The 15,087-nt window shown below is 63.2% G+C and carries 12 protein-coding genes; 10 read left to right on the top strand and 2 right to left on the bottom strand.

What is annotated here, in order from left to right; translation table 11 throughout:
* Positions 1–182: 182 nt before the first annotated feature.
* Together ACLEJP_RS13575 and ACLEJP_RS13570 are read right to left on the bottom strand one after the other, a co-directional pair.
* Positions 183–743, bottom strand: coding sequence for a response regulator transcription factor (locus ACLEJP_RS13575; protein ID WP_225780524.1), 561 nt, complete (start codon positions 741–743; stop codon positions 183–185).
* Positions 743–1,999 carry an ATP-binding protein gene (locus ACLEJP_RS13570; RefSeq protein ID WP_170028387.1) on the bottom strand — a complete coding sequence of 419 codons (1,257 nt, stop codon included), beginning with the start codon at positions 1,997–1,999 and terminating at the stop codon, positions 743–745. Before ACLEJP_RS13570 ends, ACLEJP_RS13575 begins: the two co-directional genes overlap by 1 nt.
* A gap of 202 nt (positions 2,000–2,201) precedes the next feature.
* Here ACLEJP_RS13570 and ACLEJP_RS13565 point away from each other — a divergent pair, with 202 nt between their 5' ends.
* The 10 genes from ACLEJP_RS13565 to ACLEJP_RS13520 all read left to right on the top strand — a co-directional run bounded on the left by ACLEJP_RS13565 (position 2,202) and on the right by ACLEJP_RS13520 (position 15,070).
* A complete protein-coding gene (locus tag ACLEJP_RS13565; RefSeq protein ID WP_225780523.1) occupies positions 2,202–2,918 on the top strand; it encodes an SIMPL domain-containing protein in 717 nt (238 codons plus the stop codon).
* A 318-nt stretch (positions 2,919–3,236) separates the two neighbouring features.
* Complete coding sequence (locus tag ACLEJP_RS13560) at positions 3,237–4,862, top strand: ABC transporter substrate-binding protein (protein ID WP_440807096.1); 1,626 nt, start codon at positions 3,237–3,239, stop codon at positions 4,860–4,862.
* A gap of 146 nt (positions 4,863–5,008) precedes the next feature.
* Complete coding sequence (locus ACLEJP_RS13555) at positions 5,009–6,601, top strand: ABC transporter substrate-binding protein (protein WP_440807094.1); 1,593 nt, start codon at positions 5,009–5,011, stop codon at positions 6,599–6,601.
* 231 nt (positions 6,602–6,832) lie between these two features.
* Positions 6,833–8,212: an OprD family porin gene (locus ACLEJP_RS13550; protein WP_440807092.1), complete on the top strand. Its 1,380-nt coding sequence runs from the start codon at positions 6,833–6,835 to the stop codon at positions 8,210–8,212.
* Positions 8,213–8,289: 77 nt separating this feature from the next.
* Complete coding sequence (locus ACLEJP_RS13545; protein WP_440807090.1) at positions 8,290–9,900, top strand: ABC transporter substrate-binding protein; 1,611 nt, start codon at positions 8,290–8,292, stop codon at positions 9,898–9,900.
* A gap of 91 nt (positions 9,901–9,991) precedes the next feature.
* On the top strand, positions 9,992–11,002 hold the full coding sequence (locus ACLEJP_RS13540; RefSeq protein WP_170028381.1) for an ABC transporter permease subunit: 1,011 nt from the start codon (positions 9,992–9,994) through the stop codon (positions 11,000–11,002).
* Between the two features lie 10 nt (positions 11,003–11,012).
* Entirely contained in the window at positions 11,013–11,939 is a 927-nt protein-coding gene (locus ACLEJP_RS13535) for an ABC transporter permease subunit (RefSeq protein ID WP_440807088.1), read from the top strand.
* A gap of 10 nt (positions 11,940–11,949) precedes the next feature.
* Complete coding sequence (locus tag ACLEJP_RS13530) at positions 11,950–12,918, top strand: ABC transporter ATP-binding protein (RefSeq protein WP_225780516.1); 969 nt, start codon at positions 11,950–11,952, stop codon at positions 12,916–12,918.
* On the top strand, positions 12,918–13,886 hold the full coding sequence (locus ACLEJP_RS13525) for a peptide ABC transporter ATP-binding protein (protein WP_440807086.1): 969 nt from the start codon (positions 12,918–12,920) through the stop codon (positions 13,884–13,886). The genes ACLEJP_RS13530 and ACLEJP_RS13525 overlap by 1 nt, the downstream gene beginning before the upstream one ends.
* 374 nt (positions 13,887–14,260) lie before the next feature.
* Complete coding sequence (locus ACLEJP_RS13520) at positions 14,261–15,070, top strand: helix-turn-helix domain-containing protein (protein ID WP_440807084.1); 810 nt, start codon at positions 14,261–14,263, stop codon at positions 15,068–15,070.
* The last annotated feature ends 17 nt before the right edge of the window (positions 15,071–15,087 follow it).

Genomic DNA, 15,087 nt, shown 5'->3' with positions numbered 1-15,087 from the left:
CCAATGATACGCCAACGCGTCAGGAATTGCGGAGATCGACGGGCTTTATCAGGAAGTTTCTGCCAATACCGGCCTCTTCGCGGGCTTGCCCGCTCCCACAGGTATTCCACAAGCCCAAGACCTGTGCAGTACCTGTGGGAGCGGGCGAGCCCGCGAAAGGGCCGGTACAAGCCCGGCAGGATTCAGCGCCGGACCGGGCGCTTCTGCAGCTTGCGCTGCAAGGTCCGCCGGTGCATGCCCAGCGCCCGCGCAGTGGCCGAGATATTGCCCTCGTGCTCGTTCAGCACACGCTGGATATGCTCCCACTGCAGGCGGTCGACCGACATCGGGTTTTCCGGCACCAGGGTATCCAGGTCAGTGTGCTCCGACAGCAACGCCGCCAGCACATCATCGGCATCGGCCGGTTTGCACAGGTAGTTGCAGGCGCCACGCTTGACCGCTTCCACGGCGGTGGCAATGCTCGAGTAGCCGGTCAGGATCACCACGCGCATTTCCGGGTCCAGCTCCAGCAGCTTGGGCAGCAGCACCAGGCCGGAGTCACCCTCCATCTTGAGGTCCAGCGTGGCGTAGTCCGGCAAGTCCTGCTGGGCCAGCAGCAACCCTTCCTCGGCAGAGCTGGCGGTACTCACGCGGAAACCGCGGCGGCTCATGGCACGGGCCATGACCCGGGTGAAGGTGGCATCGTCGTCCACCAGCAGCAGGTGCGGAAGCTCTTCGCTTTCGACCTGGTTTTCTTCGCTCATCATTCATCTCCTCGCTTGCCATGGGGCAGGCGCAGTTCGGTCAGGGTGCCACCCTGTTCATGACTATAGAGTTTCACCGAACCGCCCGCACGGGTCACGCTGGCCTTGCTCAAGAACAGGCCAAGGCCGAAGCCTTTGCCCTTGGTGGTAATGAAGGGTTTGCCGATGGCTTCGGCAATGGCCGGCGGCACGCCAGGGCCATGGTCACGGATACTGATGACGATGTCATGGGCGTCCCAGTCCAGACGCACTTCAAGGTCATCGGGGCAGGCATCAGCGGCATTGTTCAGCAGGTTCAGCAGCGCCTGGGTCAGGTCTGGTGGCGGGGTCAGGCGCGGTACCTGGCCGTCGCGCAGGCGCTGGAAGCGGTAGCTGGCCTCCGGACGCATCAGGTGCCAGCGGTTGAGCGCTTCGTCGAGCCAGGCGGTCACGTCCTGCTCCACCACCGCCAGGCGCCGATTGGCCTCGGCGGCACGCACCAGCTGTTGCAGGGTTTCCTTGCACAGCTTCACCTGGTCCTGCAGGATCTGCAGGTCTTCCTGCAGCAGCGGGTCGGCGTGGTCCTGGCGCATTTCGTTGAGCAACACGCTCATGGTCGCCAACGGCGTGCCCAGCTCATGGGCCGCGCCGGCGGCCTGGGTGGCCACGGCCAGCAGCTGTTCATCGCGTAGGCTTTCCTCGCGCCGCTCGGAGCGCAGCTGCTCCTGGCGGCGCAACTCTTCGGCCATGCGTGCAGCAAAGAAGGTGATCACTGCGGCGGCCAGGGCGATGCTCAGCCACATGCCATAAACCTGCATCTTGTCCCGCGCCATCGGCAAGCCTTCAAGCGGGTAGAACTGCACCAGCAGCAGGCTGTAGGCGGTCAGCGCAATGCCGGAAAGAATCAGCGAATACAGCCACGGCAAGGTCACCGCAGCGATCGCCAGCGGCACCAGGTAATACGAGACGAACGGGTTGGTCGAACCACCGGAGTAGTACAGCAAGGCACTGTGGATCAGGAGGTCACAGGCCAGCTGCAGGGCATATTCCAGCTCGGTGACCGGCAGCGACAGGCGCAGGCGCAGGGCCGTGAAGGCACACAGCAGCGAGGACAGGGCCAAGGTGCCGGCCAGCGAAAGCCAGGGCAGCGGCAGCAGTTCGGTCCAGTAGGCGACACCCACGGAGCCGGCCTGGGCAGCCAGGACCAGGACCCGAATGACGGTCAGGCGCCAGAGGTTCTGGCGGGTAGCGGACAGCGGTTGTACGGCGGCGAGCATGAGCTCTCCTGATGAGTGCTCCAGAAAAATCGGCTGGAGTATACCGAAGCCTGGCACCTCGCTGCAGCGATGCGGCAAAGCGCCACACTTTGTCACAAGTCCATGATGGCACTTTTGAACCCACTACACTGTTGCCGGTCTGAAGGCCCATGCGTGGAATGGATGGCCAGAGCCCACGCCTTTTATTGCCAAGGAGTATCCCATGCAAAACCCTCGTCGCGGCGCCGCGCTGATCCTGTCCTGCGGCCTGCTCGCCAGCCTGCCGGCATTGGCTGCCGATGAACCGCGCTACAACCAGGTATCGCTGCGTGCCGAAGTCAGCAAGGAGGTGGCGCGCGACCTGATGGTCGTGACCTTGTACAGCGAAGCGCAGAACAGCGACCCCGGCAAGCTGGCCCAGCAGATCACCGAGACCATGAACAAGGCGGTGCAGCAGTCGCGTCAGGTCAAGGACGTGAAGATCAGCCAGGGCAGCCGCAACAGCTACCCGGTGTATGACAGCAAGGGCCAGAAGATCACCGGCTGGCGCGAGCGTGCCGAGCTGCGCCTGGAAAGCGCCAACTTCCCGGCCCTGTCGCAACTGACTGCCGACCTGCTGCAAGAACTGAAGATGGGCGGCATGGACTTCTCCATCGCCCCGGCCACGCGCAAGGCCAGCGAGGATGCACTGCTCAAGGATGCAGTGGATGCCTTCAAGGCACGTGCACAACTGGCGACCGAGGCGCTGGGCGGCAAAGGCTACAAGGTGGTCAGCCTGAACCTCAACAGCAGCGGTTACCCACGCCCATACCTGCGCAGTGCGCCAATGGCGATGAAGGCAATGGGGGCTGATGAGGCGGCGCCGGCGCCAGATATCGAGGCCGGTACCAGTGAAGTCAGCATGAATGCCGATGGCCTGATCGAAGTGCAAATGCCTTGACCCGTTCGAGGGAGCGGCATGCCCGCTCCCTCGAAGACCACGTCAATTTCAACCTTTCAGAGCATTCCTACGCACCATTAAGGTGCTTCCTACAGCTTTTCCCGCCCCGAAATATCCCGCAAAAAGCCATCATTTTGCCCTCGCAAACGTTCAACTTCGCGAAAAGTTATACCAATGCGACATCCATGTACGGCCGTTCCACTTTTCTGGCGCCAATGAACCCTTGCCATATTGCATTGGGTATACCCCCTGCATAAGTATCCGCAGGTCGGCTCACGAGGCCACCTCAAATCGAAAAATGACAACAATGAGGCCACCATGCTCAAACACGCAGTCATTCCGTTCCTGCTAGGCGCAGGCTTGCTCTCCGGCGCACCGTCGGCCCTCGCCGCGTCCAACCTGGTGTTCTGCTCCGAAGGCAGCCCGGCCGGCTTCGACCCGGGGCAATACACCACAGGGACCGACTTCGACGCCTCTGCCGAGACCGTGTTCAACCGCCTGACCCAGTTCGAACGCGGCGGCACCGCTGTCATCCCGGGCCTGGCGACCAAGTGGGAAGTATCCGACGACGGCAAGACCTACACCTTTCACCTGCGCGACGGGGTCAAGTTCCACAGCACCGACTACTTCAAGCCCACCCGCGCATTCAACGCCGACGACGTGCTGTTCACCTTCAACCGCATGCTCGACAAGGATCACCCGTTCCGTAAGGCCTACCCCACCGAGTTCCCGTACTTCACCGACATGGGCATGGACAAGAACATTGCCAAAGTGGAGAAGCTCGACGAACACACGGTGAGGTTCACCCTCAACGAGGTCGACGCCGCCTTCATCCAGAACCTGGCCATGAGCTTCGCCTCGATCCAGTCCGCCGAATACGCCGACCAGTTGCTCAAGGACGGCAAGGCTGCCGATATCAACCAGAAACCCATCGGCACCGGCCCGTTCGTGTTCAGCAAGTACCAGAAGGACGCGCAGATCCGCTTCAAGGGCAACAAGGACTACTGGCAACCTGACGACGTGAAGATCGACAACCTGATCTTCGCCATTACCACCGACGCCTCGGTGCGCATGCAGAAGCTGAAGAAGAACGAATGCCAGGTCACCCTGTTCCCGCGCCCGGCCGACATCCAGCCGCTGAAGCAGGACCCCAAGCTGCAGATGCCGGACCAGGCCGGTTTCAACCTCGGCTATATCGCCTATAACGTGATGGACAAGATCAAGGGCAGCAACGAAGCCAACCCGCTGGCCCAGCTGAAAGTGCGCCAGGCGCTGGACATGGCCGTGGACAAGAAGAAGATCATCGAGTCGGTGTACCAGGGCGCCGGCCAGCTGGCAGTCAACGGCATGCCGCCAACCCAGTGGTCCTATGACGACAGCATCAAGGACGCCCCGTACGACCCGGAAAAGGCCAGGCAGCTGCTCAAGGAAGCCGGTATCAAGGAAGGTACCGAGATCTCCCTGTGGGCCATGCCGGTACAGCGCCCGTACAACCCCAATGCCAAGCTGATGGCTGAAATGCTGCAATCGGACTGGGCCAAGGTGGGTATCAAGGCGAAGATCGTCAGCTACGAATGGGGTGAATACATCAAACGCTCCAAGGGTGGCGAACAGGGCGCCATGCTGATCGGCTGGAGCGGCGACAACGGTGACCCGGACAACTGGCTGGGCACCCTGTACGGCTGCGATGCCATGAACGGCAACAACTTCTCCAAGTGGTGCTACAAGCCCTACGATGACCTGATCAAGCAGGCCAAGGCCACTTCCGACCAGGCCAAGCGCACCGAGCTGTACCGGCAGGCACAGCACATCCTCAAGGAGCAGGTGCCGATCACCCCGATCGCCCACTCCACGGTGTACCAGCCCATGAGCGCCAAGGTGAAGGACTTCAAGATCAGCCCGTTCGGACTGAACTCCTTCTACGGCGTCAGCGTGGACAAATAGGCTAGCCACGGCACCCGCTGAGCGGCGGGTGCCCCGCCGATCCACCATCCCCTCATGTCGTCCCGCCGCTACCCGTGGCGGGGTCGGCGAACTGTTGCCGCCATTCGTACCGAGAGGCGGCGCCAACAGACGTAAAAGGACTTGCCATGCGCCCTGTCACTCGTCTTTCCGCCCTGCTTGCCCTGGGCCTGATCAGCCAGGCCCCGGCCGCGCTGGCCAACAACCTGGTGTTCTGCTCCGAAGGCAGCCCCGCCGGCTTCGACACCGCGCAATACACCAGCGCCACCGACAACGACGCCGCCGAACCCATTTACAACCGCCTGGTCGAGTTCGAGCGTGGAGGCACCGCCGTGCAACCCGCCCTGGCGACGCGCTGGGAGGTGTCCGACGATGGCCTGCGTTACACCTTCCACCTGCGCGAGGGGGTGAAATTCCACAGCAACAAGGCCTTTACGCCCAGCCGCGACTTCAACGCCGACGACGTGCTGTTCACCTTCAACCGCATGCTCGACAAGAGCCACCCGTTCCGCCAGGCCTACCCCACCGAGTTTCCCTATTTCGTCAGCATGGGCCTGGACAAGAACATCGCCCGCGTCGAGAAAACTGGCCCGATGACCGTGGTGTTCACCTTGAACGCGGTCGATGCCGCCTTCATCCAGAACCTGGCCATGAGCTTCGCCTCCATTCTCTCTGCCGAATACGCCGGGCAGTTGCTGGCCAGCGGGCGCCCCAGCGACATCAACCAGCAACCGATCGGCACTGGGCCGTTCGTGTTCCAGCGCTACCAGAAGGACTCGCAGATTCGCTACAAGGGCAACCAGGCTTATTGGGCAGCAGACGAGGTGAAGATCGACAATCTGGTGTTCTCGATCAACACCGACCCTTCGGTGCGTATCCAGAAGCTGCGCCGCAACGAATGCCAGGTCACCTTGCACCCGCGCCCGGCCGACCTGCCGGCGCTGAAGGCCGACAGCAAGCTGCAGGTGCTGCAGCAACCGGGCTTCAACCTCGGCTACATCGCCTACAACACCCAGCATCCGCCGTTCGACCGCCTGGAAGTGCGTCAGGCGATGGATATGGCGGTGAACAAACAGGCGATCCTCCAGGCGGTGTACCAGGACTCCGGCCAGCTGGCCGTCAACGCCATGCCGCCGACCCAGTGGTCCTATGACAGCAGCATCAAGGACGCGCCCTATGACCCGGAAAAGGCCCGCCAGCTGCTGCAGCAGGCCGGCGTGAAGCCCGGCAGCGAAATCACCCTGTGGGCCATGCCGGTCCAGCGCCCGTACAACCCCAACGCCAAGCTGATGGCGGAAATGCTCCAGGCCGACTGGAGCAAGCTCGGCTTCAAGGTGCGCATCGTCAGCTACGAATGGGGCGAATACCTCAAACGCATGAAAAGTGGCGAGCACGATATCGCCCTGATCGGCTGGACCGGCGACAACGGCGACCCGGACAACTGGTTGGGCACCCTCTACAACTGCGACGCGATCGGCAGCAACAACTATTCGCTGTGGTGCGACCCGCAATACGACCGCCTGGTCAAGCAGGCCAAGCAGGTCACCGACCGCAGCCAACGCACGGCGCTGTACCAGCAGGCCCAGCAACGCCTCAAGCAACAGGTACCGATTACCCCGGTGGCGCATTCCACGGTGAACCAGCCGCTCAGTGTCAAGGTTTCCGAGTTCAAGGTCAGCCCGTTCGGGCGCAATGATTTTTCCGGTGTGAGTGTTGACTGATTTCCAACCTGCAGCCGCCACTTCGCGGGCCTATCCGCTTCCACAAGGTATCCGCAAGCCAGGGGCTGCACAGCCCCTGTGGGAGCGGGTTTACCCGCGAAGAGGCCGGTACAGGCGACACAGCGCCCCGATTCAGCCCGGAAACCCCGGGCAGCCCTGGCAACACCGCAGCAAGAGCCCCGGCCCACAAGGCCAGGGAATAACTAGAAGAACAGAAAGGGAGCTTTTACCTTGAGACTATTCACCTTGACCGCACTGGCTTTATCCATCAGTGCCTTGTCCACCGTGACCCAGGCCGACCCGCAGAGCCAGGACTATGTCCCCGTCACCCTCAAAGGCAGCAGTGAGCAGGAGCAGGCCAGCGGCTTCCTCGATGGCCAGAGTCTGTCCGGCAGCACCCGCAACTGGTATGCGCGCGAACGCGCCACGCGCGCGCCGCTATGGAAGTACTACAAGAGCGACGGCACCCGCCACGACACCCACAGCCGTGACAACTGGGTGCAGGGCACCATCCTCAACTACAGCTCCGGCTTCACCCAGGGCACCGTCGGCTTCGCCGTGGAGGCCGCCGGCTACAACGCCATTGCCCTGGAACAGGGCCGTGCCGCGATCGCCGGGCCGAACAACCGCACCCTGACCCACAGCGACGGCGACCCGGTCGGCCAGTGGAGCAAGATGGGCCTGGCCAACGTCAAGGCACGCGTGTCCAACACCACCCTGACCGTCGGCCGCCAATCGGTGGACACACCGATGATCGCCTACATCGGCAACCGCGCCCTGCCCTCGAGCTTCCAGGGTGCGTTCCTGCACAGCGCCGAATTCGACAACCTGAGCTTCGACCTGGGCACCTTCGACCGCGTCTCGCCACGCACCGAACAGAGCCTCAGCAAGTTCCGCAGCGAGTACAGTGCCACCGGCGTGGAAACCGACCGCGCCAGCACCGCCGGCATCAACTACCAGCCGTTCAAGAGCCTGACCACCAGCCTGTACGCCACCAAGGTCGACGACTTCTGGAACCAGTACTACTTCGGTGCCAACCACGTGCTCGGCGACAGTGCGGTGCTGAGCCTGAGCACCGGCCTGAACTACTACAAGACCGTCGACGCCGGTAGCCAGAAGATGGGCGAGATCGACAACGACACCTACAGCCTGTCGTTCGGCCTGACCCACCAGGCCCACACCGTCAGTGCCTCGTGGCAGCAGGTCAACGGCAACGAGTACTTCGACTACCTGCACGAAACCAACGGCATCTACCTGGCCAACTCGCTGCTGTCGGACTTCAACGGCCCCAACGAGAAATCGCTGCAGCTTTCCTACGTGCTGAACATGGCGCCCTACGGCGTGCCGGGGCTGAAGTTCAACCTGTACAACGCCCGCGGCTGGGGCATCGACGGCACCCATTACCGCGGTACCGCCTATGACGTGAACGGCCTGGATGGCGAAACCCACTACGAGTGGGGCATCGGCACCAGCTACGCGGTGCAGAGCGGGCCGCTGAAGGACACCAGCATTCGCGCCACCTACACCGCGCACCGCGCCAGCAAGGCCCAGGGCGATGGCAGCCTGGACGAGTTCCGGGTGGTCACCACCATTCCGTTCAACATTCTCTGACCGTCGGCGCCCCGGCCCGTTTCGCTGCGGTCCGGGGCGGCTACGCTGGAACCCATGCAAGCAGGGAGTTTTCACCCATGCAGAGAGCTTTGATGAAGTCGCGACCACTGCGCCTGGCCCTGGCCGCGCTGCTACTGGGCGGCGCCACGCAACTGGCGGCCAAACCGCTGGTGGTATGTACCGAAGCCAGCCCGGAAGGGTTCGACATCGTCCAGTACACCACTGCGGTCACCGCCGATGCCTCGGCCGAGACAGTGTTCAACCGCCTGGTCGATTTCAAGCCCGGCACCACCGAGATCCAGCCGGCCTTGGCTGAGCGCTGGGACATTTCGGCCGACGGCCTGACCTACACCTTCCATCTGCGTCAGGGGGTGAAGTTCCACACCACCGACTACTTCAAACCAACCCGCGACTTCAACGCCGATGACGTGTTGTGGAGCCTCAATCGCCAGCTCGACCCGAACCATCCCTGGCATGACAAGACCAGCGTTGGCTACCCGTACTTCGAGAGCATGGGGTTCAAGGAACTGCTCAAGTCGGTCAGCAAGACCGACGCGCACACCGTGGTGATTACCCTCACCCGACCGGAAGCGCCGTTCCTGCGCGACATGGCCATGGGCTTTACCTCGATCTACTCCGCCGAGTACGGCGACCAGTTGCTCAAGGCGGGCAAGACTGCCGAGCTGAACAGCAAGCCGATCGGTACCGGCCCGTTCATCTTCCAGCGTTACAACAAGGACGCCCAGGTTCGCTTCAAGCCCAACCCGGACTATTTCCGTGGCAAACCGCCAGCCGATGCGCTGGTGTTCGCCATCGCCACCGACAGCAACGTGCGCCTGCAGAAACTGCGCGCCAACGAGTGCCAGGTGGCGCTCTACCCCAAGCCCGATGACGTGCCGTCGATCAAGCAGGACCCGAAACTCAAGGTCGAAGAGATCGAGGCCCTGGTCACCGGCTATATCTCGATGAACACCGAACACAAGTACCTGAGCGACGTGCGCGTGCGCAAAGCCATCAACATGGCCTTCGACCGCCAGACCCACGTCGACCAGCTGTTCGGCAAGGGCAATGCGCTGGTCGGCGTGAACCCTTACCCGCCGACCATGATCGGCTACAACAACGAGAACAGGAACCCGCCCCGCGACCTGGCCAAGGCACGCCAACTGCTCAACGAAGCTGGCGTACCGCCGGGCACGGTGCTAACCCTGTTCACCCGCAACGGCGGCGGCCCGACCAACCCCAACCCGCGCCTGTCCGCCGAGATGCTGCAGGCCGACCTCAAGCAGATCGGCCTCAAGCTGGACATCCGCGTGATGGAGTGGGCCGAGATGCTGCGCCGGGCGAAGAAGGGCGAAGCCGACCTGGTATCCACCGGCTGGGCCGGCGACAACGGCGACCCGGACAACTTCCTCAGCCCGCTGCTCAGCTGCGATGCCGTGAAAAGCGGCGAGAACTATGCGCGCTGGTGCAACCCCAAGTTCCAGGAGTTGATCAGCCGCGCCCGCGAAGTGATCGACAACGACGAGCGTGCAAGGCTCTATAACGAGGCATTGAAAGTGTACGATGACGAACAACCCTGGATCAGCATGGCGCATCCGAAGATGTTCACTGCCATGCGTGACAATGTGGAGGGCTACGTGATCAACCCTCTGACCAACAACAACTTCGCCACCACCAAGGTGAAGTAGAACAACAACGACCGCCGGCCGCCCACACGGGGCCCGGCGGCCCCGCCGTAACGGGCTGCCCGCCCCACGGCCTGATGAGGTAACCCCGACAATGTTGAGTTTTATTGCCCGGCGCCTTGGCCTGTTGATACCGACTTTCTTCGGCATCACCTTGCTGACCTTCGCGCTCATACGCCTGATCCCCGGTGACCCGGTGGAAGTGATGATGGGCGAGCGCAGGGTCGACCCCGAAATGCATGCCCAGGCCATGGAGCGCCTGGGGCTGAACAAGCCGCTGCCGGTCCAGTACCTGGATTACGTCGGCAAGCTGGCCCAGGGCGACCTGGGTGAGTCGCTGCGTACCCGCGAAAGCGTCTGGCACGAGTTCCTCACCCTGTTCCCGGCCACCCTCGAGCTGGCCTTCGCCGCCCTGCTGTTCGCCGGCATCGTCGGCCTGCTGGCCGGGGTGATCGCCGCGCTCAAGCGCGGTTCGCTGTTCGACCACGGCGTGATGGGGATTTCCCTGGCGGGCTACTCCATGCCGATCTTCTGGTGGGGCCTGATCCTGATCATGTTCTTCTCGGTAAGCCTGGGCTGGACCCCGGTATCCGGGCGCATCGACCTGCTCTACGACATCGAGCCGAAGACCGGCTTCATGCTCATCGACACCTTGCTCAGCGACGAAGAAGGCGCGTTCAAGGACGCGCTGATGCACCTGATCCTGCCGGCCATCGTGCTCGGTACCATCCCGCTGGCGGTAATTGCCCGCATGACCCGTTCGTCGATGCTCGAAGTGCTGCGCGAGGACTACATCCGCACCGCCCGCGCCAAAGGCCTGTCGCCGGCCCGCGTGGTATTCGTGCACGGCCTGCGCAATGCCTTGATCCCGGTGCTGACCGTGTTCGGCCTGCAGGTCGGCACGCTGCTGGCCGGTGCGGTGCTGACCGAAACCATCTTTTCCTGGCCGGGCATCGGCAAATGGCTGATCGAAGCCATCGGTGCCCGTGACTATCCCGTGGTCCAGAACGGCATCCTGTTGATCGCCTGCCTGGTGATCCTGGTCAACTTCGTCGTGGACATCCTCTACGGCCTGGCCAACCCACGCATCCGTCATCAGCGCTGAGGCCTTCGCCATGACTAGCCCGATTCCGAACTCCGTCACACCGGCCAGCCCGGTGGACCAGAGCCTGCTCTACCCTTCGCCGTACAAAGAATTCTGGCAAGCCTTCGCGCGCAACAAAGGCGCGGTGATGGGCCTGGCCTTCATGTGCCTGGTGGTGTTCTGCGCGCTGTTCGCGCCGTGGGTCGCCCCGCACGACCCGAGCGAGCAGTACCGCGACTTCCTGCTGACCCCGCCGGTGTGGCTGGAAGGCGGCAGCTGGCAGTTCATCCTCGGGACCGACGAGCTGGGCCGCGACCTGCTTTCGCGGCTGATCCAGGGCGCGCGGCTGTCGCTGCTGATCGGCCTGTCGTCGGTGGTGATGTCGCTGATCCCGGGCATCCTGCTGGGCCTGCTGGCCGGTTTCTTCCCGCAACTGCTCGGCCCGTCGATCATGCGCCTGATGGACGTGATGCTGGCCCTGCCCTCGCTGCTGCTGGCGGTGGCCATCGTCGCCATCCTCGGCCCAGGCCTGATCAACACGGTGATTGCCATCGCCATCGTTTCATTGCCTTCCTATGTGCGCCTGACCCGCGCCGCCGTGATGGGCGAACTGAACCGCGACTACGTCACCGCCGCGCGCCTGGCCGGTGCCGGCCTGCCACGGCTGATGTTCGTCACCGTGCTGCCCAACTGCATGGCGCCCTTGATCGTGCAGGCCACCCTGAGTTTCTCTTCGGCCATTCTCGATGCCGCAGCCCTGGGCTTCCTCGGCCTCGGCGTGCAACCACCGACGCCCGAATGGGGCACCATGCTGGCGTCGGCCCGTGACTACATCGAGCGCGCCTGGTGGGTGGTGAGCCTGCCCGGCCTGACCATTCTGCTCAGTGTGCTGGCAATCAACCTGATGGGCGACGGCCTGCGCGATGCGCTGGACCCGAAACTCAAGAACGCCGCCTGAGGAGAACGCCATGTCACTGTTGCAGATCAACAACCTGAACGTGCGCTTCGGCGACGCCAATGCCGTACCGGTGGTCGACGGCCTGGACCTGACGGTGGAAGCCGGTGAAATCCTGGCCATCGTCGGTGAATCCGGCTCGGGCAAGTCGGTCACGATGATGGCCCTGATGGGCCTGATCGACGCCCCCGGGCGCATCACCGCCGACGCGCTGACCTTCGATGGCACCGACATGCTCAAGCTCAGCGGGCGCCAGCGGCGCAAGGTGGTGGGCAAGGACATCGCCATGGTCTTCCAGGACCCGATGACCGCGCTCAACCCCAGCTACACCGTGGGCTACCAGATCGAGGAAGTACTGCGCCAGCACCTGGGCCTGAAGGGCAAGGCCGCGCGCCAGCGTGCTTTGGAGCTGTTGAAGAAGGTCGAGATCCCGGCAGCGGAAAGCCGCCTGGATGCCTACCCGCATCAATTGTCCGGCGGCATGAGCCAGCGCGTGGCGATCGCCATGGCGATTGCCGGTGAACCCAAGCTGCTGATTGCCGATGAACCGACCACGGCGCTGGATGTGACCATTCAGGCGCAGATCATGGAGCTGCTGGTCAACCTGCAGAAAGAGCGCAACATGGCGCTCATCCTGATCACCCATGACCTCGCCGTGGTGGCCGAGACCGCCAGGCGGGTGTGCGTGATGTACGCCGGCCAGGCCGTGGAAGTCGGCCAGGTACCAGAGCTGTTCGACGTACCCGCCCACCCCTACAGCGAAGCGCTGCTGGCGGCGATCCCCGAGCACAGCATCGGTGCCGAGCGCCTGGCGACCCTGCCCGGCATCGTCCCAGGGCGCTACGACCGCCCGGCAGGTTGCCTGCTGTCGCCGCGCTGCCCGTATGTGCAGGACAACTGCCGGCACCAGCGCCCGCCCCTCGATCCCCAGGCCAATAGCCTGGCTCGTTGCTTCTACCCGCTGAACCAGGAGGTGGCGTAATGGCCGTCGTTCTCTCCGCCCGGGAGCTTACCCGGCATTACGAAGTCTCCCGCGGGCTGTTCAAGGGCCATGCCCTGGTGCGTGCACTGAATGGCGTGTCGTTCGAGCTGGAGGCTGGCCAGACCCTGGCCGTGGTCGGCGAGTCCGGCTGTGGCAAGTCGACCCTGGCCCGCGCCCTGACCCTGATCGAAGAGCCGTCGTCCGGCTCGCTGCAGATCGCCGGCACCGAGGTGAAAGGCGCCAGCAAGACCGAACGCAAGCAACTGCGCCGCGACGTGCAGATGGTGTTCCAGAGCCCGTACGCCTCGCTCAATCCACGGCAGAAGATCGGCGACCAGCTGGCCGAGCCGCTGCTGATCAACACTTCGCTGAGCAAGGCCGAGCGGCGTGAAAAGGTGCAGAAGATGATGGAACAGGTCGGCCTGCGCCCTGAGCACTACCAGCGCTACCCGCACATGTTCTCGGGTGGCCAGCGTCAGCGTATCGCCCTGGCCCGGGCGATGATGCTGCAACCCAAGGTACTGGTCGCGGACGAACCGACTTCGGCACTGGACGTTTCGATCCAGGCCCAGGTGCTGAACCTGTTCATGGACTTGCAGAAGGAGTTCAACACCGCCTACGTGTTCATCTCGCACAACCTGGCGGTGGTGCGGCATGTGGCCGATCAGGTGCTGGTGATGTACCTGGGCCGACCGGCGGAAATGGGCCCCAAGGAGGACATCTACGAAAAGCCGCTGCATCCGTATACCCAAGCGCTGCTGTCGGCGACGCCGGCGATCCATCCTGATCCCCTGAAACCGAAGATCCGCATTGCCGGCGAGCTGCCCAACCCGCTCAATCCACCGGACGGGTGCGCGTTCCACAAACGTTGCCCGTATGCGACCGAGCGCTGTGCCAAGGAGGTGCCGGCGTTCAGGCAGGTGGGTACGCGGCAGGTGGCTTGTCATTATGCAGAACAGTTTCTCTAGACCTGCATGAAATCCATCGCGGATGAATCCGCCCCTACATCGCAACCGTCGTAGGAGCGGATTCATCCGCGATGGGTGTAGGAGCGGATTTACCCGCGATGGGCCGCAAAACAGCCCTAAAAACCTCAATGCATGAAAAACCAGATCAGAATGATCACCGGAATCGGAACCCCGATCATCCACAACAATATCGAGCGCATGGCTTTTCTCCTTGTTCGATGGTGAACAAACCACTGCACCCGCCATGCCATAGGCCACAAAAAGCCAAGCTGATAGAAATCAATGCCTTATCGCCGTAGCCGCTTGCCAGAACCATGCAATCTGCCAGATCCCCACCCTTGCACCTGGGTGTTCTGCAATGCACTATCGGCCTCATGACCGCCACCACCCTCCCCGACGGCCCCGAGCAGTCTCCGCTCACCGCCGACACCGTGCTGCGTTATCACCTGTGCTGGAAGCAGCGTGACCTCGACGGCGTCATCGCGCTTTACCACCCCGACATCCAGTACCACGATTTCTTTCAGAACCGCGTGCTCCGCTACCAGGAACTACGCGACTACGTGCGCGCCTGCCTGCCCCATGAAGCCGGCGAAGACATCGTCCACAGCGACCGCATCCGCGTCGACGGCAGCACGGCGTTCATCCAGTACCAGGTCACGGTCCAGGGCGGTGACGGCCTGGTGGCGTTCCAGTCCAGCGAGGCGATTACCGTCAAGGACAGCCTGATCTGGCGGGTCAATGAGTACGCCACCCTGGTCCGCCAGAACGGCACCGGCCACACCCGCTCCGGCCCGCGCCCGGCCACCAGCCGCCTGGGGTTGTCGCCAAGGCAGCTGTCGACCATGGCCCAGGACCTGGAGCACTACTTCCAGCGCCAGCGGCCCTACCTCGACCCGGAACTTGACCTGCAACAGGTGGCGGACGCGAGTGGCTACAGCCGCAACCAGATTTCCTACCTGCTCAACCAGGTGCTCGGGCAAAGCTTCTACCGCTACGTCAACCAGGCCCGCCTGCACCACCTGATGGCCAGCCTGGGCGAGGACAGTGTCGAGGCGACGATCGACGACCTGGCGTTCAACGCCGGTTTCAACTCGTTGTCGGCGTTTTACAAATGCTTCCGCGAACACACCGGGCTTACGCCCAAGGCCTACCTGAAGCAAAATTCCCTGCGTGCACGCACGTAAGACAGCCATCGCCCGCC

It is taken from the genome of Pseudomonas sp. SMV7, assembly GCF_052041995.1.
Lineage (GTDB): Bacteria > Pseudomonadota > Gammaproteobacteria > Pseudomonadales > Pseudomonadaceae > Aquipseudomonas.
This window is presented reverse-complemented; position numbering and strand designations above follow the sequence as displayed.